The organism is Streptococcus sp. 477 (assembly GCF_013277295.1).
Lineage (GTDB): Bacteria > Bacillota > Bacilli > Lactobacillales > Streptococcaceae > Streptococcus > Streptococcus pseudopneumoniae.
Genome location: NZ_VMMQ01000089.1, coordinates 1 through 26,945, shown reverse-complemented (window position 1 = coordinate 26,945; position 26,945 = coordinate 1). Strand labels below are relative to the sequence as shown.

General features: G+C 42.3%; 23 protein-coding genes and 3 pseudogenes. 17 read left to right on the top strand and 9 right to left on the bottom strand.

From position 1 onward, the window contains the following. Positions 1-261: 261 nt before the first annotated feature. Positions 262-1,413 carry an N-acetylglucosamine-6-phosphate deacetylase gene (gene nagA / locus HT691_RS10125; protein WP_001134440.1) on the bottom strand — a complete coding sequence of 384 codons (1,152 nt, stop codon included), beginning with the start codon at positions 1,411-1,413 and terminating at the stop codon, positions 262-264. Positions 1,414-1,693: 280 nt separating this feature from the next. Between nagA and gmk the strand changes: the two genes are divergently transcribed. The 12 genes from gmk (at position 1,694) to HT691_RS10065 (ending at position 14,416) form a co-directional block, all read left to right on the top strand. Then, a complete protein-coding gene (gene gmk / locus HT691_RS10120) occupies positions 1,694-2,320 on the top strand; it encodes a guanylate kinase (protein ID WP_000775034.1) in 627 nt (208 codons plus the stop codon). A 24-nt stretch (positions 2,321-2,344) separates the two neighbouring features. Beyond that, positions 2,345-2,659: a DNA-directed RNA polymerase subunit omega gene (gene rpoZ, locus HT691_RS10115; RefSeq protein WP_000979235.1), complete on the top strand. Its 315-nt coding sequence runs from the start codon at positions 2,345-2,347 to the stop codon at positions 2,657-2,659. A 65-nt stretch (positions 2,660-2,724) separates the two neighbouring features. Next, positions 2,725-5,121: a primosomal protein N' gene (locus HT691_RS10110; RefSeq protein ID WP_172925359.1), complete on the top strand. Its 2,397-nt coding sequence runs from the start codon at positions 2,725-2,727 to the stop codon at positions 5,119-5,121. A gap of 12 nt (positions 5,122-5,133) precedes the next feature. After that, positions 5,134-6,069, top strand: a complete 936-nt coding sequence (gene fmt, locus HT691_RS10105; protein ID WP_023933876.1) for a methionyl-tRNA formyltransferase — start codon at positions 5,134-5,136, stop codon at positions 6,067-6,069. Further along, entirely contained in the window at positions 6,062-7,375 is a 1,314-nt protein-coding gene (gene rsmB / locus HT691_RS10100; RefSeq protein ID WP_007284879.1) for a 16S rRNA (cytosine(967)-C(5))-methyltransferase RsmB, read from the top strand. The genes fmt and rsmB overlap by 8 nt, the downstream gene beginning before the upstream one ends. A 14-nt stretch (positions 7,376-7,389) precedes the next feature. Continuing rightward, on the top strand, positions 7,390-8,130 hold the full coding sequence (locus HT691_RS10095; RefSeq protein ID WP_000406237.1) for a Stp1/IreP family PP2C-type Ser/Thr phosphatase: 741 nt from the start codon (positions 7,390-7,392) through the stop codon (positions 8,128-8,130). Next, a complete protein-coding gene (gene stkP, locus HT691_RS10090; protein WP_023940838.1) occupies positions 8,127-10,106 on the top strand; it encodes a serine/threonine-protein kinase StkP in 1,980 nt (659 codons plus the stop codon). Before HT691_RS10095 ends, stkP begins: the two co-directional genes overlap by 4 nt. Positions 10,107-10,220: 114 nt before the next feature. Beyond that, positions 10,221-10,979 carry a threonine/serine exporter family protein gene (locus tag HT691_RS10085; RefSeq protein ID WP_000392948.1) on the top strand — a complete coding sequence of 253 codons (759 nt, stop codon included), beginning with the start codon at positions 10,221-10,223 and terminating at the stop codon, positions 10,977-10,979. 1 nt (position 10,980) lies between these two features. Next, positions 10,981-11,430, top strand: coding sequence for a threonine/serine exporter family protein (locus HT691_RS10080; protein WP_000172685.1), 450 nt, complete (start codon positions 10,981-10,983; stop codon positions 11,428-11,430). A gap of 160 nt (positions 11,431-11,590) precedes the next feature. Then, positions 11,591-11,839, top strand: a complete 249-nt coding sequence (locus HT691_RS10075) for a hypothetical protein (protein ID WP_025170610.1) — start codon at positions 11,591-11,593, stop codon at positions 11,837-11,839. Between the two features lie 130 nt (positions 11,840-11,969). Then, positions 11,970-13,142: a hydroxymethylglutaryl-CoA synthase gene (locus HT691_RS10070; RefSeq protein WP_000151945.1), complete on the top strand. Its 1,173-nt coding sequence runs from the start codon at positions 11,970-11,972 to the stop codon at positions 13,140-13,142. Next, positions 13,142-14,416 carry a hydroxymethylglutaryl-CoA reductase, degradative gene (locus HT691_RS10065; RefSeq protein ID WP_000704368.1) on the top strand — a complete coding sequence of 425 codons (1,275 nt, stop codon included), beginning with the start codon at positions 13,142-13,144 and terminating at the stop codon, positions 14,414-14,416. Before HT691_RS10070 ends, HT691_RS10065 begins: the two co-directional genes overlap by 1 nt. A gap of 35 nt (positions 14,417-14,451) precedes the next feature. Here the strand turns inward: HT691_RS10065 and HT691_RS10060 are convergent, their stop codons facing one another. Next, positions 14,452-15,417 carry a LacI family DNA-binding transcriptional regulator gene (locus HT691_RS10060; protein WP_000226009.1) on the bottom strand — a complete coding sequence of 322 codons (966 nt, stop codon included), beginning with the start codon at positions 15,415-15,417 and terminating at the stop codon, positions 14,452-14,454. Continuing rightward, complete coding sequence (locus HT691_RS10055; RefSeq protein ID WP_023933870.1) at positions 15,398-16,852, bottom strand: glycoside hydrolase family 32 protein; 1,455 nt, start codon at positions 16,850-16,852, stop codon at positions 15,398-15,400. Before HT691_RS10055 ends, HT691_RS10060 begins: the two co-directional genes overlap by 20 nt. A 368-nt stretch (positions 16,853-17,220) precedes the next feature. Between HT691_RS10055 and HT691_RS10050 the strand changes: the two genes are divergently transcribed. After that, positions 17,221-19,107, top strand: coding sequence for a sucrose-specific PTS transporter subunit IIBC (locus tag HT691_RS10050; RefSeq protein WP_001064577.1), 1,887 nt, complete (start codon positions 17,221-17,223; stop codon positions 19,105-19,107). A 148-nt stretch (positions 19,108-19,255) separates the two neighbouring features. Next, positions 19,256-20,143, top strand: coding sequence for a fructokinase ScrK (scrK, locus tag HT691_RS10045; RefSeq protein WP_000164310.1), 888 nt, complete (start codon positions 19,256-19,258; stop codon positions 20,141-20,143). Between the two features lie 42 nt (positions 20,144-20,185). Here scrK and HT691_RS10040 read toward each other — a convergent pair whose 3' ends face one another. Both HT691_RS10040 and HT691_RS10035 read right to left on the bottom strand, forming a co-directional pair. Then, a complete protein-coding gene (locus tag HT691_RS10040; RefSeq protein WP_023934342.1) occupies positions 20,186-20,803 on the bottom strand; it encodes a TVP38/TMEM64 family protein in 618 nt (205 codons plus the stop codon). Between the two features lie 402 nt (positions 20,804-21,205). Beyond that, a pseudogene (locus HT691_RS10035) lies at positions 21,206-21,490 on the bottom strand (IS30 family transposase); the annotation flags it as partial. A 488-nt stretch (positions 21,491-21,978) separates the two neighbouring features. On the opposite strand from HT691_RS10035, the gene HT691_RS10030 reads away from it, so the two are divergent. The 3 genes and pseudogenes from HT691_RS10030 to HT691_RS11425 all read left to right on the top strand — a co-directional run. Then, positions 21,979-22,890 (top strand): ABC transporter ATP-binding protein, encoded by a 912-nt coding sequence (locus HT691_RS10030; RefSeq protein WP_023934336.1) that lies wholly within the window; start codon positions 21,979-21,981, stop codon positions 22,888-22,890. After that, positions 22,869-24,068: an ABC transporter permease gene (locus tag HT691_RS10025; protein WP_023934334.1), complete on the top strand. Its 1,200-nt coding sequence runs from the start codon at positions 22,869-22,871 to the stop codon at positions 24,066-24,068. The genes HT691_RS10030 and HT691_RS10025 overlap by 22 nt, the downstream gene beginning before the upstream one ends. 587 nt (positions 24,069-24,655) lie before the next feature. Then, positions 24,656-24,805: pseudogene (locus tag HT691_RS11425) on the top strand (IS630 family transposase); the annotation flags it as partial. A 207-nt stretch (positions 24,806-25,012) separates the two neighbouring features. Here the strand turns inward: HT691_RS11425 and HT691_RS10020 are convergent. The 4 genes and pseudogenes from HT691_RS10020 to HT691_RS10005 all read right to left on the bottom strand — a co-directional run. Beyond that, complete coding sequence (locus HT691_RS10020; protein ID WP_023934327.1) at positions 25,013-25,708, bottom strand: LrgB family protein; 696 nt, start codon at positions 25,706-25,708, stop codon at positions 25,013-25,015. Beyond that, positions 25,705-26,079, bottom strand: a complete 375-nt coding sequence (locus HT691_RS10015; RefSeq protein ID WP_000781328.1) for a CidA/LrgA family protein — start codon at positions 26,077-26,079, stop codon at positions 25,705-25,707. Before HT691_RS10015 ends, HT691_RS10020 begins: the two co-directional genes overlap by 4 nt. 184 nt (positions 26,080-26,263) lie before the next feature. Then, positions 26,264-26,566: pseudogene (locus HT691_RS10010) on the bottom strand (ATP-binding cassette domain-containing protein); the annotation flags it as partial. A 216-nt stretch (positions 26,567-26,782) separates the two neighbouring features. Then, the coding region (locus HT691_RS10005; protein ID WP_155465491.1) for a choline-binding protein A at positions 26,783-26,945 on the bottom strand (163 nt) is incomplete at its 5' end.

Here is a 26,945-nt window from a genome sequence, read left to right as displayed (position 1 = left end):
AGAAAACAAGCTAAACTGAGCCTGGAACAACTCGTAAACGCTCCAAGTTGGTCTACTGCCCAAGTAAAATTTATACTAAACAGAAATTAAAAAACAAATTAGAAGACTTGGATTGCACAGCTCAAAATACTGATTTTAGAAAGTGGAATACTAATTAATGGAGTTGTAACAAATAGTTGACAGTGTTTGTTGCTTTTTGACTTCAAAGGAGTATTACTGGATTTTCTCCTCAAATTAGACTTTTGCCCAGACTCTTCTCTCTTATGCTTGATAACGTTTCACACCATCTAGATAGGTTGCTACCAATTCCAAATCTTTGTCTAAAACAATAAAATCTGCATCATAACCTTCACGAATTTGTCCACAGACGTCATCGATGTGAACGGATTTAGCTGGGTTGAAGCTGGCCATCATGACTGCTTCATGCGGATTCGCAATTCCCCATTCGACTACATTCTTCACACCATCTTTGAGTTTGAGGATAGAACCTGCCAAGTTACCTGTCGATTTGAGGCGTGCAGTTCCATTTGCAACGACAACTGGGAATTCTCCCAACATATAGTCACCGTCTTCCAATCCACCAGCTGTCATACAGTCTGTAATAAGAGCAATGTTTTCTGTCCCTTTTTGTTTGATAAGAATTTCGCAGGCTTTTGGATCTACGTGATGGCCATCACAGATCAACTCTGCATAGGTATGAGGTAATTGATACATGGCTCCAACCATACCCAGTTCGCGGTGAGTCAACCCACGCATTCCATTGTAGGCGTGTACCCAAACACTCGCTCCAGCATCGACTGCTTTTTTAGCTTCATCAAAAGTCGCGTTTGAGTGCCCAAGAGCAACCGTTACACCTTCTCCGGTGATAGTCCGTACAAAGTCTTCTACACCTTCACGCTCTGGCGCAAGAGCAATTTTATTTAGCAAGCCATTTGCTGCTTTTTGCCAAGCACGAAACTCATCCATGCGAGGATCTTTCATGTAGGCAGGGTTTTGAGCCCCCTTGTATTTCTCTGTGAAATAAGGCCCTTCAAAATAAATTCCACGAATTTTCGCGCCACTTGCTTCTTGATAACGAGCACCGATATTTTCAGTTACCGCAAGCAATTGCTCATAAGTCGATGTCAAAGTTGTTGGCAAGAAGCTCGTTACCCCCATGCTGAGGAGTCCTTCACTCATAGTATGAAGCGTTCCTTCGATATTATTATCCATAACATCCACACCGCCAAATCCATGAATGTGGGTATCCACAAGTCCTGGAGCAATGCTATAACCTGTATAGTCAATCACCTCAGCTCCTTCAGGAATCTGCTCTACATGTTTTCCAAACTTGCCGTCCACAAGTTCCAAGTAACCACCTCGACGAACTCCGTGTGGGTAGAAAAACTGATCCGCTTTAATATAGTTAGGCATAATGTTAACCTCCTTAAAAAATTGATTCTACAATTTATTATGTCAATTACATTATAAACCTTTCTTTTTCATTTGTAAATGGTATAGACCTATTTTCTGAAGATATTTTAAAAGCGATATTTCACGTTCGAATCACAACACATCTAAATAAATAAGAAAGAGCAGTTGAAAAATTACTGCTTTTTTGTTACACTAGATAGAAAGACTGTAAAGGATAATTTGGCTTTTTGTCATTATTCTAGAGAAATGTTATTTCACAGACTGACTAAAAGGAGACACAATGGCAGACCGAGGCTTACTAATCGTTTTTTCTGGTCCTTCAGGGGTTGGAAAAGGAACGGTTAGAAGAGAGATTTTTGAGAGTTCTGAAAACCAATTTCAATATTCTGTATCGATGACGACACGCGCACAACGTCCTGGAGAAGTGGACGGTGGTGACTATTTCTTCCGTACTCGCGAAGAGTTTGAAGAGTTGATTCGTCAAGGACAGATGTTGGAATATGCAGAATATGTCGGCAACTACTATGGAACCCCTTTGACCTACGTCAATGAAACCTTGGACAAGGGAATTGATGTTTTCCTTGAAATTGAGGTTCAGGGCGCTCTTCAGGTCAAGAAAAAGGTTCCAGATGCTGTCTTTATCTTCCTGACACCACCGGATTTGGATGAATTGCAAGATCGTTTAGTAGGTCGTGGAACAGATAGTGCAGAAGTGATTGCCCAACGAATCGAGAAAGCCAAGGAAGAAATTGCCCTCATGCGTGAGTATGATTATGCGATTGTCAACGATCAGGTGCCCCTAGCTGCTGAGCGTGTCAAACGTGTGATCGAAGCAGAGCACTTCCGTGTGGACCGTGTCATTGGTCACTATCAGGAGATGTTACCAAAGTCTCCAACTACCCGATAAAATTTAGAAAATAGGTACAAGCAAATGATGTTAAAACCCTCTATTGATACCTTGCTCGACAAGGTTCCTTCAAAATATTCACTCGTAATCTTGGAAGCAAAACGTGCCCACGAATTGGAAGCAGGTGCACCAGCAACTCAAGGTTTCAAGTCTGAAAAATCAACTCTTCGCGCTCTAGAAGAAATCGAATCAGGAAACGTAACCATTCACCCAGACCCAGAAGGGAAACGTGAAGCAGTGCGTCGCCGTATCGAAGAAGAAAAACGCCGCAAAGAAGAAGAAGAAAAGAAAATTAAAGAGCAAATCGCTAAAGAAAAAGAAGATGGTGAAAAAATTTAAGGTTGGGGGGACTCAATCTTATTTTTTCTCTTGTAAGAATGTACTGACAAGGAGGAGGTGAGAAGATGTCCATAGCCAAGATTATTGTAGATGTGCCCTTGATGCAGACGGACCAGCCCTATAGTTACAAGATTCCTAAGGAATTTGAGGGAATGCTAGAAGTTGGGATGCGGGTTCATGTGCCTTTTGGTAAGGGCAATCGCCTGATTCAAGGGATTGTTCTTGGTTTGGAGTCCCAAGTGGATGAAGAAGGGGTAAGTCAAGATTTAAAAGATATTGCCGAGGTACTGGATTTTTCTCCTGTTCTCACGCAAGAACAACTCTGGCTGGCTGAGGAGCTCCGCAAATCTGTATTTTCTTACAAAATCTCTATTCTCAAGGCTATGCTACCGAGATTTCTAAATTCTAGCTATGACAAGATTCTCTATCCTCTGGAAGGTCTGAGTCAGGAAGACCGAGAGCGCTTGTTTGGTTCTGAAGATTCACTAGCCTTTTCTTCTCTGGATTTAGGTAAGCAAGCTGAAATGATGCGTTTGACTAGAAAAGGCCTACTTGGTCTGGAATATCAGGCAGTCGATCAAAAGAAGGTCAAGACCCAGTCTTGGTATGAGGTGAATCTAGCTCAATTAGAAGGTGTTGAAATATCTGCGCGTGCCAAGAAAAAGTTGGAATTGAGAGATTACTTGCTGTCTCATCCTGAGAGTGCTTCCTTGGCTAGTTTGTTAGAGTCCTACTCACGGGAGCAGGTCAACTTTTTTGTGGAACAAGGTGCTGTGTCCATAGTCCAAAAGGAAGTGCAACGCTCGGCTGCTTATTTTGAAGGGATTGAAGCAAGTCAGCCTTTGGAGTTGAATCCAGAGCAAAGACAGGCGCGTGATGCGGTTGTGAGTGCTATTGGTAGTCATCAGCCTCCCTTCCTCCTTCAAGGGATCACAGGAAGTGGGAAGACCGAGGTTTACTTACAAATAATCCAAGGAGCTTTGGATAAGGGGAAAACAGCCATCTTGTTAGTGCCTGAGATTTCCTTGACTCCTCAGATGACCGAGCGTTTTATAGCACGTTTTGGGGACAAGGTAGCCATTCTTCACTCAGGATTATCCAATGGCGAAAAGTATGATGAATGGCGCAAGGTGGAGCGTGGCGATGCCCAAGTTGTTGTTGGTGCCAGATCTGCTATCTTTGCTCCTCTGAAAAATCTGGGTGTCATGATTATTGATGAAGAGCATGAAGCGGCTTATAAGCAGGACAGCAATCCCCGTTACCATGCCAGAGAGGTAGCTATTTTACGGGCTCAGTATAATCAAGCAACTCTGGTACTTGGATCTGCAACGCCGAGCTTAGAGAGCCGGGCACGTGCTGGCAAAGGCGTCTATCAACACTTACGTCTAACCCAACGTGCCAATCCTTTGGCTACAATCCCTGAGGTTCAAGTGATTGACTTTCGAGACTATATCGGACAGAATGAGACGTCAAACTTTACGCCTCCTTTGCTAGAGGCTATCCAAGACCGTCTGGTTAAAAAAGAGCAGGTGGTTCTCATGCTCAATCGCCGTGGTTATTCTAGCTTTGTCATGTGTCGGGAGTGTGGGACCGTGGATACTTGTCCCAACTGTGATATTTCTCTGACTCTCCATATGGATACCAAGACCATGAACTGCCATTATTGTGGCTTTTCGAAGGACATTCCTCAGATCTGTCCTAACTGTAAGAGTCGAAGTATTCGTTACTATGGGACAGGAACTCAGAAGGCTTCTGACGAGCTGGCAGAACTCTTTCCGCAGGCCCGCATTTTGCGGATGGATGTGGACACGACTCGTAAGAAAGGTAGTCACCAAGCTCTTCTTGACCAGTTTGGAAGAGGAGAAGCAGATATTTTGCTAGGTACTCAGATGATTGCAAAGGGCTTGGATTTTCCGAATGTAACCCTAGTCGGAGTGCTCAATGCGGATACGGCCTTAAATCTGCCTGATTTCCGTTCTTCTGAAAGAACCTTTCAACTCTTGACCCAGGTTGCAGGCCGGGCAGGTCGTGCCGAAAAAGCTGGGCAGGTCTTGATACAGTCCTACAATCCTCAGCACTATGCTATTCGATTTGCTAAGGATCAGGACTACGAAGGCTTCTACGCTTATGAAATGGGAATCAGACGACAACTTGGCTATCCGCCTTACTATTTCACCATTGGCATTACCCTTTCTCATAAGAAGGAAGAAGAGGTTGTCAAACGTGCCTATGAAGTCATGAATATTTTGCGGTCAGGTTTATCAGAGACCAGTAAGATTCTCGGGCCAACACCCAAACCCATCTCCCGCACCCACAACCTCTATCATTACCAGATTTTGATTAAATATCGTTTAGAAGATGAGCTGGAGCCGACTCTAAATCAGGTTCTGGCCTTGACTCAAGAACGGGAAAATAGTGAGCTCCGTCTCAGCATTGACCATGAGCCACAGCAATTTTTATAAGAAGGAGAAGATATGACAAAACTAATCTTTATGGGGACACCCGACTTTTCAGCAACAGTCTTAAAAGGACTTTTGACAGATGACCGTTACGAAATTCTAGCCGTTGTGACCCAGCCAGACCGTGCTGTTGGTCGTAAAAAAGTGATTCAGGAAACCCCAGTTAAACAAGCTGCCAAAGAGGCAGGACTTCCTATCTACCAACCTGAAAAATTATCTGGAAGTCCAGAGATGGAAGCTATTATGAAGCTAGGAGCGGATGGAATTGTGACCGCTGCTTTTGGGCAGTTTCTCCCAAGTAAACTCCTTGATAGCATGGACTTTGCGGTCAATGTTCACGCCTCCCTTCTTCCTAAACACCGTGGTGGTGCGCCTATCCATTATGCCTTGATTCAAGGGGATGAGGAAGCTGGTGTGACCATTATGGAAATGGTTAAGGAAATGGATGCAGGAGATATGATTTCTCGTCGCAGTATTCCTATCACAGACGAGGACAATGTAGGGACTTTGTTTGAGAAATTAGCGCTTGTTGGTCGTGACTTGCTTTTGGACACTTTGCCTGCCTACATTGCTGGTGACATCAAACCGGAACCGCAGGATCCAAGTCAGGTTAGCTTCTCGCCAAATATCAAGCCAGAGGAAGAAAAACTGGACTGGAGCAAAACCAATCGTCAACTTTTTAACCAAATCCGAGGCATGAACCCCTGGCCTGTTGCCCATACTTTCCTTAAGGGCGACCGCTTTAAGATTTATGAAGCTCTAGCTGTAGAAGGTCAGGGAAATCCAGGAGAGATTCTCTCTATCGGCAAGAAAGAATTGATTGTCGCAACGGCAGAAGGAGCTTTGTCTCTTAAGCAAGTGCAGCCAGCTGGTAAGCCTAAGATGGACATCGCTTCCTTCCTCAACGGAGTTGGACGTACATTGACTGTAGGAGAACGATTTGGTGACTAAAGTAGAAACGGCTAGAAGTTTAGCCCTGGCAGTATTAGAGGATGTTTTTATCAATCAAGCATACTCAAATATCGCCTTAAATAAGCATCTCAAGGGAAGTCAACTTTCGGCAGCAGACAAGGGCTTAGTGACCGAGCTAGTCTATGGAACGGTAGCCCGTAAACTGACTCTGGAATGGTACCTATCCCATTTTATCGAAGACAGAGATAAGTTAGATAACTGGCTCTATGTCCTTCTTCTCATGAGTGCCTACCAGCTCCGCTATTTGAACAAGATTCCAGATTATGCTGTGGTCAATGAAGCAGTGGAATTGGCCAAAGTCCGTAAAAAAGGCAGTGAAAAATTGGTCAACGCCGTCCTTCGCCGTATCTTGCGTGAAGGCTGGCCAGATATTGCTAGCATCAAACGAAAAAACAAGCGTGACTCCATCGCTTATTCCCTTCCGGTTTGGCTAGTTGCAAAGCTCAAGGAAGAATACGGAGAGGAGCGAGCGCAAGCTATTTTTGAAAGTCTCTTAGTGCGCAACAAGGCCAGTATTCGTGTAACAGACCTAAGTCGAAAAGAGGAAATCCAAGCCTTATTGGAGGCGAATAATTCCCTTTTAGCAACCACTGGTCTGGTTAAGGAGCAAGGGCATTTTGCAGGCCATGATTTGTTTGCAGAAGGGACTATAACCATCCAAGACGAGTCTAGTCAGCTGGTTGCGCCAACTTTGAATTTGCAGGGAGATGAGCGAGTGCTTGATGCCTGTGCGGCTCCGGGTGGGAAAACAGCCCATATAGCCTCTTATCTCACGACAGGTCAGGTTACTGCTCTGGACTTGTACGATCACAAGTTGGACTTAATCCAAGAAAATGCTCAACGTCTGGGAGTTGCAGATCGGGTTCAAAGGCAAAAATTGGATGCCAGAAAGGTGCATGAGTTTTTTGGGCAGAATTCATTTGATAAGATTTTGGTGGATGCTCCCTGTTCAGGAATCGGTCTTTTGCGCCGAAAACCAGATATCAAATACAATAAAGAAACGGCAGATTTCGCGTCCTTACAGGAAATTCAGCTAGAAATATTAGGTAGTGTTTGTCAAACACTAGGCAAAGGTGGTATAATAACTTATAGCACCTGTACTATTGTCTCAGAGGAGAATTTTCAAGTTGTTGAGGCCTTTTTAGAAAGTCATCCCGAGTTCGAGCAGGTAAAACTAGAACATGAATGTAAGGATATCATGAAAGACGGCTGTATCCTCATTACACCTGAATTGTATGGAAGTGATGGATTCTTCATCAGTCAATTTCGCAAGATATCGGATTAGGAAGGAACTGACACATGGAAATTTCATTATTAACAGATGTTGGTCAGAAACGAACAAATAACCAAGACTATGTCAACCACTATGTCAATAGAGCTGGACGTACCATGATTATTTTAGCTGATGGGATGGGAGGTCATCGCGCAGGGAATATCGCTAGTGAAATGGCGGTAACAGACCTAGGTATAGCTTGGGTTGATACCCAAATCGATACAGTCAATGAAGTGCGTGAATGGTTCGCCCATTACCTAGAAATTGAAAATCAAAAGATTCACCAGCTTGGTCAGGATGAAGCTTACAGAGGCATGGGAACTACTTTGGAAGTCCTTGCTATTATCGATAATCAGGCTATCTATGCTCATATTGGTGATTCGCGTATCGGCTTGATTCGTGGAGAAGAATACCATCAGTTGACGAGCGACCATTCTTTGGTCAATGAATTACTCAAGGCTGGTCAATTGACACCAGAAGAGGCAGAAGCTCATCCGCAAAAAAATATTATCACCCAGTCTATTGGGCAAAAAGATGAAATTCAGCCTGATTTTGGGACAGTGATCCTTGAGTCAGGTGACTATCTCTTGCTCAATAGTGACGGCTTGACCAACATGATTTCAGGCAGTGAGATTCGTGATATTGTAACCAGTGATATTCCTTTAGCAGATAAAACGGAGACACTTGTTCGTTTTGCTAACAATGCAGGAGGTTTAGACAACATTACGGTTGCCCTTGTTTCTATGAACGAGGAGGATGCAGAATGATCCAAATCGGCAAGATTTTTGCCGGACGCTATCGGATTGTCAAACAGATTGGTCGAGGAGGCATGGCAGATGTTTACTTAGCCAAAGATTTGATTCTAGACGGGGAAGAAGTGGCAGTGAAGGTTCTGAGGACTAACTACCAGACGGACCCGATAGCTGTAGCTCGTTTTCAGCGTGAAGCGAGAGCTATGGCAGATTTAGACCATCCTCATATCGTTCGGATAACAGATATTGGTGAGGAAGACGGTCAACAGTACCTCGCTATGGAGTATGTGGCTGGACTTGACCTTAAACGCTATATCAAGGAACACTATCCTCTTTCTAATGAAGAAGCCGTCCGTATCATGGGACAAATTCTTCTCGCCATGCGTTTGGCTCATACCAGAGGGATTGTTCACAGGGACTTGAAACCTCAAAACATCCTCTTGACACCAGATGGGACTGTCAAGGTTACAGACTTTGGGATTGCAGTAGCCTTTGCTGAGACGAGTCTGACTCAGACTAACTCGATGCTGGGCTCCGTTCATTACTTGTCACCAGAGCAGGCGCGTGGTTCTAAGGCGACTGTACAAAGTGATATCTATGCCATGGGGATCATTTTCTATGAGATGCTGACAGGCCATATCCCTTATGATGGGGATAGCGCTGTGACCATCGCCCTCCAGCATTTCCAAAAACCACTGCCGTCCGTTATTGCTGAGAATCCATCTGTGCCCCAGGCTTTGGAGAATGTTGTTATCAAGGCAACTGCTAAGAAATTGACAGATCGCTATAAATCAGTTGCTGAAATGTATGTGGATTTGTCTAGTAGTTTGTCTTATAATCGTCGTAATGAACCAAAGCTGATCTTTGACGATGCGACTAAGGCAGATACCAAGACCTTACCGAAGGTTTCCCAGAGTACCTTGACATCTATTCCTAAGGTTCAAGCGCAGACAGAACACAAACCAATCAAAAAAACAAGCCAGGCTGTGACAGAGGAAACTTACCAACCACAAGCACCGAAAAAACGTAGATTTAAGATGCGTTACCTGATTTTTTTGGCCAGCCTTGTATTGGTGGCAGCCTCTCTTATTTGGATACTATCCAGAACTCCTGCAACCATTGCCATTCCAGATGTGGCAGGTCAGACAGTTGCGGAAGCCAAGGAAACCCTCAAGAAAGCCAATTTTGAGATTGGCGAGGAGAAGTCAGAGGCTAGTGAAAAGGTGGAGGAAGGGCGGATTATCCGTACAGATCCTGGCGCTGGAACTGGTCGAAAAGAAGGAACGAAAATCAATTTGGTTGTCTCATCAGGCAAGCAATCTTTCCAAATTAGTAATTATGTCGGTCGGAAATCATCTGATGTCATTGCGGAATTAAAAGAGAAAAAAGTTCCAGATAATTTGATTAAAATTGAGGAAGAAGAGTCCAAGGAGAGTGAGGCTGGAACGGTCATGAAGCAAAGTCTACCAGAAGGTACGACCTATGACTTGAGCAAGGCAACTCAAATTGTCTTGACAGTGGCTAAAAAAGCTACGACGATTCAATTAGGGAACTATATTGGACGGAACTCTACAGAAGTCATCTCAGAACTCAAGCAGAAGAAGGTTCCTGAGAATTTGATTAAGATAGAGGAAGAAGAGTCCAGCGAAAGCGAACCAGGAACGATTATGAAACAAAGTCCAGGTGCAGGTATCCCTTATGATTTGAGTAAACCTACTCAAATCGTCTTGACAGTAGCTAAAAAAGTTACAAGTGTTGCCATGCCGAGCTACATTGGTTCCAGCTTGGAGTTTACTAAGAACAATTTGATTCAAATTGTTGGGATTAAGGAAGCCAATATAGAAGTTGTAGAAGTGACGAAAGCGCCTGCAGGTAGTGCAGAAGGCATGGTTGTTGAACAAAGTCCTAGAGCAGGTGAAAAGGTAGACCTCAATAAGACAAGGGTCAAGATTTCAATCTACAAACCTAAAACAAGTTCAGCTACTCCTTAAAATCAGATGGATAATCAAGATAAGTAATCAATCTTTGTCATGATTTCATGGCAAAGATTTTTTTTGAGTCCGGATTTGTGATAGAATAGAAGGAGTTGATAAAAGGAGGAACGCATGGAAGAATCAAGAGAATTAAATGCCGTCATCGATGTGATTATGCTAGCGGGGACTATTCTCCTTAAAAGTGGTTCAGAGATTCATCGCGTAGAAGATACCATGATTCGGATTGCGCATTCGCAGGGGATTGTGGATTGCAATGTCCTTGCCATGCCTGCCGCTATCTTTTTCTCTATTGAAAATACCAATATTTCGCGCATGAAGCGGGTGACCTCCTCTTCTTATAACATCGAAAAAGTCTGCGATGTGAACCAGATTTCTCGTCAGCTGGTTGGGGGGCAGATTGATTTAGAAACAGCCTTTAAGCAATTGACGGCCTTGCAGGCCCAACCCCTTCCCTATACTAAGTTGCAGGTAACTCTGGCTGCGACCTTAAGTGCTCCTTTCTTTTCGGTTATGTTTAGTGGAAATATCTACGACGCACTTGGGGCAGGAGTGGCGACCTTATTTGGTTTTGCCTTTTCCCTCTATGTGGAGAAGTTTATCCGAATTCCCTTTGTGACAGCCTTTGCTGGGGCCTTCGTCTTTGGAATGATTGCCCAGTTTTGGGCTCGCTACACAGGCTTTCCTTCAACGGCAGACTTGATTATAGCTGGTGCGGTCATGCCGTTTGTTCCAGGAATTGCCTTGACCAATGCGGTTCGTGATATTATGACCAACCACATAAACTCTGGTATGAGCAAGATGTTTGAATCCCTGCTCATTACCCTTGCTTTAGGGGCAGGAACTTCTGTCGCCTTGGTATTGATGAACTAATATGACACTAATAACCTTTTTATTACAAGCAGTAGCAAGTCTTCTTGCTATTATTACCTTTCTAATCGTACTCAATGTTCAGCGGTCCATGCTCTTACCAGGAGGAATTTTGGGCATGGCTGTCTGGCTAGTCTATCTCTTGCTCAAGGAACCGACCAATGTTATTGTGGCTACTTTTATTGCAGCCATTATAGGTTCTTGTGTCAGCCAGATTTTAAGTATTCTTTATAAGACTCCTGCTGTGGTCTTTATCTTAGCAATCTTGGCACCCTTGGTTCCGGGTTATCTCTCCTATCGGACAACTGCCTTTTTTGTGACAGGGGACTATAATAAAGCGCTGGCAAGTGCAACATTAGTTGTTATGCTGGCTCTGGTCATTTCCATTGGAATGGCTAGCGGAACAGTGATTCTCAGACTGTATCATTATATAAAAACACATCGAGTATCGTAGACTTTACAGAAATAAAAGAATTTTCTGAAAAATGAGATAAATATAGTGACAAGGCTTTCTATGTATGCTATTCTCTCTATATAAAGGAGGAAAAATCATGAAAAAATCACTATTTTCCTTATTGTCTGTAAGTCTACTGACTTTGTTGCTTATCCCAGTCATGGTTTCTAGTTTGGGTTCAGAGTTTCAAAGTGGATTACAAGAGCATCAGTTGATTGCCGAAAAGGTTAGTAAAACACTTGACAAGACATTTGATAAGGATGTCAGAGAAATTCCGACCAGTCAGTTTTATCAAGAATTTGTAGATGAGATGGGAAGGACTTACTCAGGAAATTTAATCCTCCAGGAACTGATAACTGAGAATGGGGCTTATAAAGCTACTTATATCGGTGAACTCTCTAGCAACTAATCATTCTTTGAAATTATGACCAATAAGAGGCTTGATTTGGTGAATCAAGTCTTTTTTATCTCTTTTACTGCCATTTGTGATAAAATAGTACCGAACGATTTTTTACATGAATGATAAAACAGAGGTAAATATGACAATCGGTATTGATAAGATTGGTTTTGCGACCAGTCAATATGTCTTGAAGTTACAAGACTTAGCAGAAGCGAGGGGAATTGACCCTGAAAAATTAAGCAAAGGACTCTTACTCGAGGAATTGAGTATTGCGCCCTTAACTGAGGACATCGTGACCTTGGCGGCCAGTGCTAGTGACTTTATTTTAACTGAGCAAGAAAGAGCAGAAATTGACATGGTCATTGTGGCGACCGAGTCAGGAATTGACCAGAGTAAGGCTGCAGCCGTCTTTGTGCATGGCTTGCTGGGTATTCAGCCCTTTGCGCGTAGTTTCGAGATTAAAGAAGCCTGCTATGGAGCGACAGCTGCCCTTCATTATGCCAAATTGCATGTGGAAAATTCTCCAGAGTCCAAGGTCTTGGTCATTGCCAGTGATATTGCCAAGTACGGTATTGAAACTCCAGGAGAACCAACTCAAGGTGCTGGAAGTGTGGCCATGTTGATTACACAAAATCCACGCATGATGGCCTTTAATAATGACAATGTTGCTCAAACCCGTGACATCATGGATTTTTGGCGTCCAAATTACTCGACAACTCCTTATGTAAATGGTGTCTATTCTACCCAACAATATTTGGATAGTTTGAAAACGACTTGGCTTGAATATCAAAAACGCTACCAGCTTACTTTGGATGATTTTGCGGCTGTTTGTTTCCATTTGCCTTATCCTAAATTAGCCTTAAAAGGTTTGAAAAAAATCATGGATAAGAGCCTGCCTCAAGAGAAAAAAGACCTCTTGCAAAAGCATTTTGACCAGTCTATTCTTTACAGTCAAAAGGTGGGGAATATCTACACAGGTTCACTTTTCCTTGGGCTTCTGTCTCTCTTGGAAAATACAGATAGCTTGAAGGCTGGGGATAAAATCGCCCTTTATAGTTACGGAAGTGGTGCTGTAGCTGAGTTCTTCAGCGGTGAATTGGTTGAAGGTTATGAAGCTTATCTGGATAAAGACCGCTTGAACAAGCTCAACCAACGAACTGCCTTATCTGTTGCAGACTATGAAAAAGTCTTCTTTGAAGAAGTAGACTTAGATGAAACAAATTCTGCTCAGTTTGCTGGCTATGAAAATCAAGATTTTGCCTTGGTTGAAATTGTTGATCACCAACGCCGTTATAGCAAGGTTGAAAAATAATGAAGATAAGTTGGAATGGATTTTCTAAAAAATCATACCAAGAGCGCCTCGAGCTGTTAAAAGCTCAGGCGTTCCTTAGTCCTGAGAGGCAAGAGAGTTTAGAGCAGGATGAACAGATGAGTGTAACTGTGGCAGATCAGCTGAGTGAGAATGTGGTGGGAACTTTTTCTCTGCCTTATTCGCTGGTCCCAGAGGTTCTCGTTAACGGTCAGGAATACACAGTTCCCTATGTGACAGAAGAACCGTCCGTGGTTGCTGCGGCCAGCTATGCTAGTAAAATCATCAAGCGAGCAGGTGGCTTTACTGCTCAGGTTCATGAGCGCCAGATGATTGGACAGGTAGCCCTTTATCAAGTTGCTGACCCTGAACAAGCGCAAGAGAAGATTGCCAGCAAGAAAGCAGAGCTCCTAGAACTTGCCAATCAAGCCTATCCTTCTATCGTTAAACGTGGAGGTGGGGCGCGTGATCTGCATGTCGAGCAGATAAAAGGCGAACCAGACTTTCTCGTTGTTTATATTCATGTCGATACCCAGGAAGCCATGGGTGCCAATATGCTCAACACCATGCTGGAAGCCTTGAAACCAGTCTTAGAAGAACTCAGTCAGGGACAGAGTCTCATGGGAATCCTGTCCAACTACGCAACTGATTCTCTGGTGACTGCAAGCTGTCGCATCGCCTTTCGCTACTTGATCCGCCAAAAGGAGCAAGGACGAGAAATTGCAGAGAAGATAGCCTTGGCTAGTCAGTTTGCGCAAGCTGATCCTTATCGAGCGGCTACCCACAATAAAGGGATTTTTAACGGTATTGATGCCATTTTGATTGCCACTGGTAATGACTGGCGTGCCATTGAGGCGGGGGCTCATGCCTTTACTAGTCGAGACGGGCGCTATCAAGGTCTCAGTCGCTGGACGCTGGATCTTGAAAGAGAAGAATTGGTCGGTGAGATGACCTTACCCATGCCTGTAGCGACCAAGGGTGGCTCTGTTGGTCTCAACCCTCGTGTAGCTCTCAGTCATGAATTATTGGGAAATCCTTCTGCCAAAGAATTAGCCCAGATTATCGTGTCTATCGGGCTTGCCCAAAATTTTGCGGCCCTCAAAGCCTTGGTGAGTACAGGGATTCAGCAAGGCCACATGAAATTGCAGGCTAAATCTTTGGCACTTCTCGCAGGTGCTAGTGAATCCGAAGTTGCTCCCCTAGTCGAGCGCCTCATCGCAGATAAAACCTTTAACCTAGAGACAGCCCAGCGCTACCTAGAAAATTTAAGATCATAAAAACTCAGACGAATTCGGTCTGAGTTTTCTTGTATTTAAATACTTTTTCCTGGTAAAAGAGTAACTGGTAAAAAGTAACCAGTTGTCGCGACCTCCTTGCCTTCGATCTTTTGCAAGAGGAGGTCAACAGTGAGGCAGGCAATCTCTTCCAAGGGTTGCTTGATAGTAGCCAGTTGAGGGTAGTAATTTTCGATAAAGTAGGTCCCATCATAGCCGATGACCTTGAGCTCTTCTGGTACAGAAATTCCCAGTTCCTGAGCAATTTTAATGACTAGAATAGCGGTCAAATCATCCGAAGCAAAGATGGCATCTGGTTTTTGACGGGTCAAGATATTCTTGATTTCCATTTCTTTTCTGACGGGAGAAAAGTCACTGGAAACATTGATAATAGGTGCTTTGGGGAGAACAGATGCAAAGCCAGCGTGGCGTAGTCCAGTTGGCGAATTGGAATTGTCATTCCCTGTAATCATGATGATAGACTGGGCACCTGTCTTAACCAAGGTCTGGGCAGCAAGAACCCCACCAGCATAGTTGTCAGAGGAGACGACAGGGATGTCTGGCGATAGGTTTCGGTCGAAGGAAATAATCGGCGCGGTCACACGATTGTAGTCTTCGATTCCCAAGTTGTGACTACCCGAAATGATGCCGTCCACCTGATTGGCTTCCAACATTTCGATGTATTCACGTTCCTTCTCAGAATCGTGCTCACTGTTGCAGATGATGGTCTTGTAACCATTTTTGAAGAGTTGGTGTTCCAATTTATCAATCAATTCTGCATAGAAAACATTGGAAATATTTGGGAAAATCAAGCCGATTAACTTAGCTGATTTTCCTTGTAGACTGCGAGCTAGGTTGTTGGGTTTATAGCCCAATTCTCGCATGGCTTCATTGACTTTTTGAATGGTTTTCTCAGAGAGATACCCTTTTTTATTGATAACCCGAGAAACGGTAGTAGGACTGACGCCTGCAAGTTTGGCGACATCAGTTAATTTTGCGACCATAATCTAATTCATAGTAAGTTCCAGTTGGGTTTCCAGATTTGATGAGGATACCATTTTGGTCCGCATGTGGGAAGACACGACCAGAAAATACTTTTTCTCCTTTATTGATGAAAATTTCAAAGACAGAGTTATCGATGAAGATTGTAGCAGTAGTAGCTTGATTGTCGATAGGGCAAGAACGTGTAGTTCCAAATTCTTGGGCATACTGTTCTCCAGCCTGGCTACGATCTACTGTCACTTGACCATTTACAAGGTCAAAGTTGATGGAAAGTCCCTTGCCTTCTTGATCAGCTAGTAAGACAATCTCGCTCTGGCTATTAGCTTCCAAGCTGAGTTCAAGTTCGTAAGTGTTCTTGGTTTGGGCACGATTTGAGAAGGCTTCTTCAGAGGCACGAAGGTCCTTGATAGCTGTGACTGGGTATTGGTAGAGTTTACCGTCTTTGATAGTGAGTTCCTTGACCAAAGAGAAGGTTCCTTGGTGGTCAAAACGGTCAGATGGATATGAAACATCAGGCAAGCCAAGCCAGCTAACAGCTAGAGCGCGTCCGTCAGGAGCGTTGAAGGCTTGAGTTGCATAGGCTTCGAAACCATAGTCCATGTTTTGAAGTTGAGACACATCTACCATTTTGGCATTTTCAGGGTCAAAGGAAGCCCCAATCTTATACATATTTGGATAGATATTGTCGTAGTCTAGAACATCTTTATCCAATCCTTGTGGGCAGTAGAGAAGGACAGGTTGTTCCCCTACAAAAACCAGATTTGGACATTCCATCATGTAGGCAGTACGGTCGTTAGCAAAGTCAAGGTTGCCAACGACTTGCCAGTTTGTATAGTCGTTGTCTACAGCCTTGTAGAGACGGACGAAGCCTTTTTTCTCCAAGTCCTGTCCACCGACGATAGCATAGTATTGTCCCTTAAAGTTAAAAATTTGCGGGTCGCGGAAGTGGTCAGTAGAGTCTGCTGGTTGGTCAATCAAAATCTTGTCAATCTTTGTAATCTTGCCATCCTTGTCCATCAAAGCCCCAATCTGGTATGGATGACGAATCCAGTTTTTATCACGAACATTTCCTGTATAAAATAGGAACAAGTTATCGCCAAATTGCATGGCAGAACCAGAGTAGGCACCGTGGCTATCTAATGGAGTATCAGGTAAAACTTTGACACCAGTTTCTGTGAAGTGAACCAAGTCCTCACTTTCCAATTGCACCCAAGATTTTAAACCATGGGCTGCACCAAACGGAAAGTTTTGATAAAAAACAATCCACTTCCCATCAAAGTAAGAAAAGCCATTTGGGTCGTTGAGAAGTCCTGTTTTTGGCTCAACATGGTAATGAGTATGCCATGGAGATTGTGCCATATTTGCCTTAATATTTTGAATTTCTTCTTGCGTCCAATCTTGATAAAGTCTGTAACGACGCTCAGTAGTCCATTCCATTCTTTCATTCCTCCAAAAATCTTATCACTTTTAATAGTAACCGTTTTCGTAAAAAAAAGCAAGACTTTTATGTTAAAAAAGAGAAAAAACTGTCAAACGTTTGTCACAAAATAAATGCGGGAAAGCAATCAAATTTTCACGAAAATATGAAAGATAATGAAACAAAACCCTTTTAAGCAAGATTTTAAACTTATTTTTTTAAGGAACACCTGATAAAACAGTCAAAAACAATCAATCTTACTAAGTGGATAGAATATTTTTCTGCAAAACGCTTGACATATTTCTAAAACATGATAAAATAATAGTCGTAGGGCGAATAAAATCGCTTTCAAACAAGAACAAAATTTTATATAAGGAGATTTTTGCAAATGAACAATCAGGAAATTGCAAAAAAAGTCATCGATGCCTTGGGTGGACGTGAAAATGTCAACAGTGTAGCTCACTGTGCGACTCGTCTTCGTGTCATGGTCAAAGATGAAGGAAAAATCAATAAAGAAGTGATTGAGAACTTGGAAAAAGTTCAAGGTGCTTTCTTTAACTCAGGTCAATACCAAATCATCTTTGGTACTGGTACAGTAAACAAAATGTACGATGAAGTTGTTGCACTTGGTTTACCAACATCATCTAAAGATGACATGAAAGCAGAAGCTGCTAAACAAGGGAACTGGTTCCAACGTGCTATCCGTACTTTCGGTGACGTTTTCGTTCCAATCATCCCAGTTATCGTAGCGACAGGTCTCTTCATGGGTGTGCGTGGTCTTTTCAATGCTCTTAAAATGCCACTTCCAGGAGACTTTGCAACTTACACACAAATCTTGACAGATACAGCCTTCATCATCTTGCCAGGTTTGGTTGTGTGGTCAACCTTCCGTGTATTCGGTGGAAATCCTGCCGTTGGTATCGTTCTTGGTATGATGCTTGTTTCTGGCTCACTTCCAAACGCTTGGGTAGTCGCTTCAGGTGGTGAAGTAACGGCTATGAACTTCTTTGGTTTCATCCCTGTTGTTGGTTTGCAAGGTTCCGTTCTTCCAGCCTTCATCATCGGGGTTGTCGGAGCAAAATTTGAAAAAGCTGTCCGCAAGGTCGTTCCAGATGTCATTGACCTCTTGGTAACACCATTTGTGACACTTTTGGTCATGTCTATCCTTGGACTCTTTGTCATCGGACCAGTCTTCCACATTGTTGAAAACTATATCCTTATTGGTACAAAAGCAATTCTTGGCTTGCCACTTGGTCTTGGTGGTTTCTTGATTGGTGGGGTTCACCAATTGATCGTCGTGTCAGGTGTGCACCACATCTTCAACTTGCTTGAAGTGCAATTGCTTGCTGCTGACCATGCTAACCCATTCAACGCTATCATCACTGCGGCTATGACAGCTCAAGGTGCTGCGACTGTTGCGGTTGGTGTTAAAACTAAAAATCCAAAACTGAAAACACTTGCTTTCCCAGCTGCTCTTTCTGCCTTCCTCGGTATTACAGAGCCTGCTATCTTCGGGGTGAACTTGCGCTTCCGTAAACCATTCTTCCTCTCATTGATTGCTGGTGCAATCGGTGGTGGATTGGCTTCTATCCTTGGACTTGCTGGTAATGGTAGTGGCATCACCATCATCCCTGGTACAATGCTTTATGTTGGTAACGGACAACTTGCCCAATACCTTCTTATGGTAGCCGTATCATTTGCACTTGGTTTTGCTCTTACTTACATGTTTGGTTATGAGGATGAAAAAGAAGTTGCTACTGAAGTAGCGACAGAACGTTTGGTCCAAGAAGAAACAACTGGTAACATTCCAGCAGCTCTTCAAAATGAAACACTTGTAACTCCTATCGTTGGTGACGTTGTAGCTCTTGCTGATGTCAATGACCCAGTCTTCTCAAGTGGAGCTATGGGACAAGGTATCGCTGTGAAACCTAGCCAAGGTGTGGTCTATGCACCAGCTGATGCTGAAGTTTCAATCGCCTTTGCAACAGGACACGCCTTTGGTTTGAAAACAACTAATGGTGCTGAAGTCTTGATCCACGTTGGTATTGACACTGTATCTATGAATGGTGACGGTTTTGAAGCAAAAGTTGCCCAAGGTGACAAGGTGAAAGCAGGCGATGTTCTTGGAACATTTGACTCAAACAAAATCGCTGCAGCTGGTCTTGATGATACAACAATGGTTATCGTTACAAACACAGCTGACTTCTCTTCAGTAGCTCCAGTCGCAACAGGTTCAGTTGCGAAGGGGGATGCTCTTATCGAAGTGAAAGCTTAATCTTTCCTAGCTAAATGAAAACGAACAAATGACATGTTTGTTCGTTTTTGCTTGAATGGTAAGATTTACAGAGGAAAATCTAAAAAATAGAGAAATTTAGACTTTCGAAATATGCTATAATAAAGAAAATAAAAACAAGAGGTTTATCATGACAAAATTATATGGAAGCTTGGAAGCGGGCGGTACAAAGTTTGTCTGTGCTGTCGGTGATGAAAACTTTAACGTTGTAGAAAAAACACAATTTCCAACAACAACTCCAATCGAAACAATCGATAAAACCATTGAGTTCTTCTCAAAATTCGACAACCTTGCTGGTCTTGCAGTTGGTTCATTTGGTCCGATTGATATTGACAAAAACTCAAAAACTTATGGCTTTATCACAACGACTCCAAAACCAAACTGGGCAAATGTGGACTTGCTTGGTGCCCTTCGTCGCGCCCTAAACGTGCCAATGTACTTCACTACAGACGTAAACAGCTCTGCCTATGGTGAAGTGGTTGCCCGTAATAATGCTGGTGGTCGTATCGAAAACTTGGTTTACTACACAATCGGTACAGGTATCGGTGCAGGTGTCATCCAACGTGGTGAGTTTATCGGCGGTGTGGGTCATCCTGAAATGGGTCATTACTATGTGGCTAGACACCCAATGGATATTGAAAAAGAGTTTAAGGGTGTTTGTCCTTTCCATAAGGGATGTTTGGAAGGCTATGCAGCTGGTCCAAGTTTGGAAGCTCGTACAGGTGTACGTGGGGAAAATATTGAACTCAATAACCCTGTTTGGGATGTCCAAGCCTACTATATCGCTCAAGCTGCGGTCAATGCGACAGTGACTTTCCGCCCAGACGTGATTGTCTTTGGTGGAGGAGTCATGGCTCAACAACACATGCTGGACCGTGTCCGTGAGAAATTTACATCTCTTCTCAATGGTTACCTACCAGTACCTGATGTGCGTGATTACATCGTGACGCCAGCAGTCGCAGGAAATGGTTCTGCTACTCTTGGGAACTTTGTCCTTGCAAAAGAAGTTTCAAAATAAAGCACAAAATCCGCTTGGGAAACCAAACGGATTTTTTAAGTGTCAAAGCATTTGCCAGAAAAAGTCGATAATATAGGTCAGACCGTAGGTATAAACCACGAGAGTAAAGGGCTTGGTCAGAATGATGATGGTCATATAGCGCTTGAAACTCATCTTGGTCAGGGCAGCCAGCATACAGAGAAAGTCAGCTGGACTAATGGGCCAAATCATCATAAAGATAAAGAAACGGTCAAAACGATTGCCCTTATCCAACCGGCCGATATACTTGTCATAGGTGCGCTTGCTGACGACAGACTGGACAAAGGCAGCCCCATAGAGGCGCACCAGATAAAAGATAATGGCACAGCCAATCACGATGCCGATATAGTTGTAGATCGTACCGATGATGTGGCCGTAGATAAAGACCCCAGCAACCGATGTCAAGGCTCCAGGAATGATAGGGACGACCGTTTGTAAAATCTGTAAAAAGATAAAGAGAGGTGGTCCCCAGATACCTGCCTGCTGGATAAAGGCAGAGAGGGTTTCCTTGGACTGTAAAATCCCAGCCTGATAAGCCCAAATACAGAAAATCAAACTCCCAACCCCACCGACAATCGATGAGATATTGATAACTTGCTGTAGAAGGGGAGAAACAGCTTTCATTTGTTTATCCTGTGACATGTAAACTCCTCATAGATAGTATATTTCTACTATACCATATTTTGGAGGAGAAAGGGGGAAAGAGTGTTTTTGATGAGAAATAGATGGGAATACAGGCCTTCGAGACTTAGAACAGGTCTGTCAACTAAAGGTTATATGCATTCTAAGTTTAGAATAATCGTAATTCCATAAATTTACAAGTATTCTAAGTTTCGAATAGCTTATCTGAGATAATTTTGAGGCATTCGAGCTTTCGAATAGTCATCTTCTCTAAAGTTTAGATGTATTCTGAAGCTAGAAAAGCTAAAATCTAAAAATAATAAGAGTCTCTATCTGATGGATGTAATTTATGTCTAGTATGAATCCTTTGAATCGTTAGTTAATTTTAATATTAATCAGTTCTGAAATAATTACTAAATATAGTTAGATGGTGAATGAATTATTGCTAAATTTCAAGTTCAAGTTAGTCATCAAGAAGTTTTCTCTGAGCGACTTGTAGTTCAAGCATTTTTTAGGATAGTTGTTCATCCAATTTTCGATGAATGCGACTTCTTTGGGAGTTGTTTTCTTAGTTCCCTTAGGTAACCATCTACGAATGAGCCTGTTGTGATTCTCATTAGTTCCCCTTTCCCAAGAGGTATAGGGATGTGCATAGTAGATATGTTCCTTAGAAAACACATCAGACAAGCGATTGAATTCCGTTCCGTCCATTAGTAGATAAAGGATTACTCCTGCTTGAAATGACAGATGAACTTGTTTCTTATAAAAAATGTTGTCAAGAAATTATCTGTTTTTTTCCAGAAGTTTTAGAGGAAGAAAATTTTATGAGGAAAAAGAACTTACTCAAATAACAATTCAGGACCAAAAACTGACAGTTGAGGAGCAGAGTGGATAAATTAAGTTTGCTACTGTATAATGGATTTATCACTAATACTCTTCGAAAATCTCTTCAAACCACGTCAGCTTCGCCTTGCTGTAGATATAGTTACTGACTTCGTCAGTTCTATCTGCAACCTCAAAGCTGTACTTTGAGCAGCCTACGGCTAGCTTCCTAGTTTGCTCTTTGATTTTCATTGAGTATAAAAGTGCTCCATGCCATATTTTACATAGCATTAGTCTTCTAAAAATGGACAAAAAACATTGTAAAGGCTATCAAAAAGGAGTATAATGAGTGAAAGAAATTTCGGAGGTGAAAGATGCTAGAAGTAAGAAGTCTAGAGAAAAGTTTTGGATCCAAGCAAGTTTTGTTTGGTATTGACTTTCAAGCGCGACCAGGTCGTATTTTGGGATTAGTAGGAAAAAATGGTGCTGGGAAGACAACGATTTTCCACAGTATTTTGAAGTTTTTAGAATACCAGGGAGAAATCGGTCTGGATGGTCAGGATATTCGTCAGGAGACCTATGCTCGGATTGGTTATCTGCCTGAAGAACGCAGTCTCATGCCTAAATTGACAGTCCTTGAGCAAGTTCGCTATTTGGCGACTCTAAAAGGCATGGATGCCAAGGAAATCAAGGAAAAACTCCCTCAATGGATGAAGAGGTTGGAAGTGAAAGGGAAGCTGACAGATAAAATTAAGAGTCTGTCAAAAGGAAATCAGCAGAAGATTCAGCTCATCATTACTCTGATTCATGAGCCAGACTTGATTATCTTGGATGAGCCTTTCAGTGGATTGGACCCAGTCAATACAGAATTGCTCAAGCAAGTCATTTTTCAAGAAAAAGAACGTGGGGCAACCATTATCTTTTCTGACCATGTCATGACCAACGTCGAGGAGCTTTGTGACGATATTCTCATGATCCGAGATGGCCGTGTGGTCTTGCATGGACCAGTTCAGGATGTCCGAAATCAATACGGGAAAACACGTCTCTTTGTTTCAAGTGAACGAAGCAAGGAAGAATTGGAAAACCTTCCTCATGTCAAACAGGTGAGCTTGACCAAACAAGGTAGTTGGAAATTGATCTTGGAGGATGAGAGTGCTGGTAGAGAACTCTTCCCAATCTTGACTCAAGGGCAATATATCGCAACCTTTGACCAACAAGCGCCAACTATCGATGAAATCTTTAAACTAGAATCAGGAGTGGAAGTATGGGAAATGTGTGGGTTGTAATCAAGGAAACCTATCTTAGACATGTCAAATCGTGGAGTTTCTTCTTTATGGTGATTTCACCGTTCCTCTTTTTAGGAATCTCTGGAGGAATTGCTTATCTCCAAGGCTCTTCAATGGCTAAAAATGATAAAGTGGCAGTAGTGACAACAGTGCCATCTGTAGCAGAAGGACTGAAGAATGTAAATGGTGTTAATTTTGACTACAAAGACGAAGCAAGTGCCAAAGAAGCGATTAAAGATGAAAAATTAAAAGGCTATCTGACTATTGACCAAGAGGATAGTGTCTTGAAGGCAGTTTATCATGGCGAAACGTCGCTTGAAAATGGAATTAAATTTGCAGTTACAGATACACTCAATGAACTGCAAAATCAGCTTAATCGTTCAACTGCTTCCTTGTCTCAAGAGCAGGAAAAACGCTTAGCGCAGACAATTCAATTCACAGAAAAGATTGATGAAGCCAAGGAAAATAAAAAGTTTATTCAAACAATTGCAGCAGGCGCCTTAGGATTCTTTCTTTATATGATTCTGATTACCTATGCGGGTGTAACAGCTCAGGAAGTTGCCAGTGAAAAAGGCACCAAAATTATGGAAGTCGTCTTTTCTAGCATAAGGGCTAGTCACTATTTCTATGCGCGGATGATGGCTCTGTTTCTGGTGATTTTAACGCATATCGGGATTTATGTGGTAGGTGGTCTGGCAGCCATTCTACTCTTTAAAGATTTGCCATTCTTGGCTCAGTCTGGTATTTTGGATCACTTGGGAGATGCTTTCTCACTGAATACCTTGTTCTTTATTTTGGTCAGTCTCTTTATGTACGTCGTCTTGGCTGCCTTTCTAGGTTCTATGGTTTCTCGTCCTGAGGACTCAGGAAAAGCCTTGTCGCCTTTGATGATTTTGATTATGGGTGGTTTTTTTGGAGTGACAGCTCTAGGTGCAGCTGGTGACAATCTCATCTTGAAGATTGGTTCTTATATTCCCTTTATTTCGACCTTCTTTATGCCATTTCGAACTATTAATGGCTATGCAGGGGGAGTAGAAGCATGGATTTCACTTGCTATTACAGTGATTTTTGCGGTGGTAGCAACAGGATTTATCGGACGCATGTATGCCAGCCTAGTCCTTCAAACAGATGATTTAGGGATTTGGAAAACATTTAAACGTGCCTTATCTTATAAATAGAAGAGCCTCGCGAAAGCGAGGTTTTTTAGAGATAAAAAGAGTGGAATCACGAACCTAATTATGCACACATTATGTAAACAGGTTGCTTGAGAACTCAATTGTATAGTGAACTGAATCTGGAATAAGATAATATTGCTTCTAAAACATTCTTATAAATTGATTTGAATTCCAAAACCAGGGTGTGCAATTCTTATTTCCCATCACTTTATTTATTGATTATGATAGAACTCTTATCGGTCTGTAACAAAATTTCAATAATATAAAAACGCATCCTATCAGGACTCAACTTGATAGGATGCGTTTTTTGATTGTGAAGACTTTTCATCCAGCCTCTTTATGTGATAAAGTATCGTTAATATTCAATGAAAATCAGACTGGGAAGTTAGCGGAAGGCTCCTCGAAACATAGTTTTGAGGTTGAGGAACTGACCAAGTCAGTAACGTATACACACTAAGGACAAGCTGACGTGGTTTGAAGAGTATAAAAATCTGTTTCGTAAGCATCCAATAATAGGGTGTTTTGATAGTGTCATCATTTGGATAAGCATTATAGTATAGTGATATGAAATCAACTAAACTAAATAAGAAATATAGATTATCAAAACTCTTTGAAAAGATTGCATTAAATCTAAATAACATAGACGTCTTCAGCGTGTGCTGTCTCATCTTATGCGAAAATCTTATAAGGAGAGTATAGAAAATCTCGGTTGTAATCAACTAACTGATTGGAGAAATGTATAAATATGAGAAGTTAGACCCCCATGTCACTACCATAATGAGATTGCTCGAATTCCTTGCTTTTTATACTCAATGAAAATCAAAGAGCAAACTAGCCGCAGGCTGCTCAAAACAGTGTTTTGAGGTTGTGGATAGAACTGACGAAGTCAGTAACCATACCTACGGCAAGGCGACGTTGACGCGGTTTGAAGAGATTTTCGAAGAGTATTAACTCAATATCAAACTAGCTACGATGGGGCTGACAAAGACATAGAGAATACCAGTGACACCGATAGCCAAACCACCCATGGCTCCTGCTACAGAGCCGTATCGGAAGGCTGTTCCTGTTCCAACTGCATGGCCTGTTCCTCCAAGGGAAAGACCAACAGCTACTGGGTCGTCAATTTTCAACCACTTCAAAAGGGTTGGTCCGATGACACTGGTTAAAATCCCAGTTGCCACGACTACCACCAAGGTCACGGTCGTCAGACCTTGCAATTTTTCTGTGATTCCCACTGCCATGGCGGTTGTTACTGACTTGGGAAAGAGAGAAATGGCTAGGAAAAAGTCCATACCAAAGATTTTGGCCACAAGGGCTGTGAAAGAGGTATTGACAACTACTGCTAGCAGACTACCAAAGAGAATACTCCGAGCATGGTGCTTCATCAAATGAAAACTCTTGTAAATCGGAATCCCCAAAGCCACTGTCGACGGGACAATCAAGTTGTTCAGATAAACCCCACCTTGGTAGTAATCTTGATAAGAAATACCCGTCACCTTAAGAAAAATAATGATAAAAATAGCCGACAAAAGCAGGGGCGTTGTCAATGGATGAGGAAAACGTCTGTAAATCAACATCCCCACTAGATAAGCTAGGATAGACAGGGCAAGCCCAAATAGGGGATTGGAAACAAATTCACTCATTTGGCATCTCCTTTCTCATAATCTCCCTCAAACCGTCGTTTGATAAACTGAACTACCAAGGCTATGAGGATAATATTGACAACTGCTGCAAAAAAGACAATCAAAACAATGGGTAGGAGATAGGGAGCAATCACATCAAACTTTTCCATGATTCCTACTGCTGGCGGCAAAAAGAGAATGGTCATATTGGCCAGCAAGAAATTCCCCACCATGTTGACATGCCTAGTTCTCAACCATTTGAATTGTAGGGATAGAAAGAGAATAATCAAGCCGATAATACTGCCTGGGATGGGCAAATGAAAGAAACTGGAAATCCCCTCTCCGATTAGAGAAATCACAAAGAGAATCATTAATTGAACATATAATTTCATCCTAAACTCCACGAAATAGACTTCTTGAATACCAGTTTACTCTTTTTTCAGAAAATTTCAAGGAAATAAACAAGGGATAATGAAAATTAAAGAACAAACTAGGAAGTCAGCTGCATGTTACTCAAAGTAAAGTGTTGGGGTTGTAGGTCAAACTGACATAGTTTGAAGCGATTTTCGAAGAATATTACTTTTCTTTGCTTAAGTGAATGACTTGGTCGTAGTTTTTTAAGTCCTCTTCTGTGTAGTGGTGAATGGCTTCTATGACTGTTTGAGGTAGGGAGAAGAGCAAGTCGCTAATTTTTCTGCTATTTTCCGAGTCAAGATTGGCCTTAATCTCGTCTGCTAAGATGAGTTGGCTATCATGGTAGAGGGCGCGGGCGATTTCTAGGCGTTGTTTCTCGCCACCAGACAGACTATCATTGCTGAGCGTTCGATTTTTCAAATGTTCTAAACCTGTTTTTTTGAGGATATGATTTAGCGTTTGCTTTTATCTAAAATACTTCATATAAAAATGTAAATTTTTGGGGGATATACAATTAAATGAAAATATCGTAATGACACAGATTGAAACAAAAAGCGAACAAAACAGAATTCATTGTTTCGATTCGCTTTTCGTATTATTATCTAGTTTTTTTGTAGCTCTGATAACATTTAGTCTGAGCATGTACACTAATAGCTGAAGGAATAAAATGTATACTTTAGATTATTTCCAAGCGCCACCGGTATCTACACAGTAACCACCAGGTGTATAGGTGTTGTGAAGCATCTTACCAGTTGAAGCAAGGTAATACCAAGATCTGCTATCTTTCACCCAGCCTGTTAACATAGCACCTGAGTCTTTTAGGTAATATAGTTGCTTAGTTTCA

Bases quoted from the DNA above. Each gene is read 5' to 3' on its own strand.
- HT691_RS10020 (WP_023934327.1), bottom strand. From the start codon at position 25,708: ATGAGTGAATTTGTTTCCAATCCCCTATTTGGGCTTGCCCTGTCTATC.
- stkP (WP_023940838.1), top strand. From the start codon at position 8,127: ATGATCCAAATCGGCAAGATTTTTGCCGGACGCTATCGGATTGTCAAA.
- HT691_RS10025 (WP_023934334.1), top strand. From the start codon at position 22,869: ATGGGAAATGTGTGGGTTGTAATCAAGGAAACCTATCTTAGACATGTC.
- HT691_RS10060 (WP_000226009.1), bottom strand. From the start codon at position 15,417: ATGGTCGCAAAATTAACTGATGTCGCCAAACTTGCAGGCGTCAGTCCT.
- fmt (WP_023933876.1), top strand. From the start codon at position 5,134: ATGACAAAACTAATCTTTATGGGGACACCCGACTTTTCAGCAACAGTC.
- HT691_RS10040 (WP_023934342.1), bottom strand. From the start codon at position 20,803: ATGTCACAGGATAAACAAATGAAAGCTGTTTCTCCCCTTCTACAGCAA.
- HT691_RS10085 (WP_000392948.1), top strand. From the start codon at position 10,221: ATGGAAGAATCAAGAGAATTAAATGCCGTCATCGATGTGATTATGCTA.
- HT691_RS10070 (WP_000151945.1), top strand. From the start codon at position 11,970: ATGACAATCGGTATTGATAAGATTGGTTTTGCGACCAGTCAATATGTC.
- HT691_RS10030 (WP_023934336.1), top strand. From the start codon at position 21,979: ATGCTAGAAGTAAGAAGTCTAGAGAAAAGTTTTGGATCCAAGCAAGTT.
- HT691_RS10095 (WP_000406237.1), top strand. From the start codon at position 7,390: ATGGAAATTTCATTATTAACAGATGTTGGTCAGAAACGAACAAATAAC.
- gmk (WP_000775034.1), top strand. From the start codon at position 1,694: ATGGCAGACCGAGGCTTACTAATCGTTTTTTCTGGTCCTTCAGGGGTT.
- HT691_RS10065 (WP_000704368.1), top strand. From the start codon at position 13,142: ATGAAGATAAGTTGGAATGGATTTTCTAAAAAATCATACCAAGAGCGC.
- HT691_RS10080 (WP_000172685.1), top strand. From the start codon at position 10,981: ATGACACTAATAACCTTTTTATTACAAGCAGTAGCAAGTCTTCTTGCT.
- scrK (WP_000164310.1), top strand. From the start codon at position 19,256: ATGACAAAATTATATGGAAGCTTGGAAGCGGGCGGTACAAAGTTTGTC.
- rpoZ (WP_000979235.1), top strand. From the start codon at position 2,345: ATGATGTTAAAACCCTCTATTGATACCTTGCTCGACAAGGTTCCTTCA.
- HT691_RS10075 (WP_025170610.1), top strand. From the start codon at position 11,591: ATGGTTTCTAGTTTGGGTTCAGAGTTTCAAAGTGGATTACAAGAGCAT.
- HT691_RS10050 (WP_001064577.1), top strand. From the start codon at position 17,221: ATGAACAATCAGGAAATTGCAAAAAAAGTCATCGATGCCTTGGGTGGA.
- HT691_RS10015 (WP_000781328.1), bottom strand. From the start codon at position 26,079: ATGAAATTATATGTTCAATTAATGATTCTCTTTGTGATTTCTCTAATC.
- HT691_RS10055 (WP_023933870.1), bottom strand. From the start codon at position 16,852: ATGGAATGGACTACTGAGCGTCGTTACAGACTTTATCAAGATTGGACG.
- HT691_RS10110 (WP_172925359.1), top strand. From the start codon at position 2,725: ATGTCCATAGCCAAGATTATTGTAGATGTGCCCTTGATGCAGACGGAC.
- nagA (WP_001134440.1), bottom strand. From the start codon at position 1,413: ATGCCTAACTATATTAAAGCGGATCAGTTTTTCTACCCACACGGAGTT.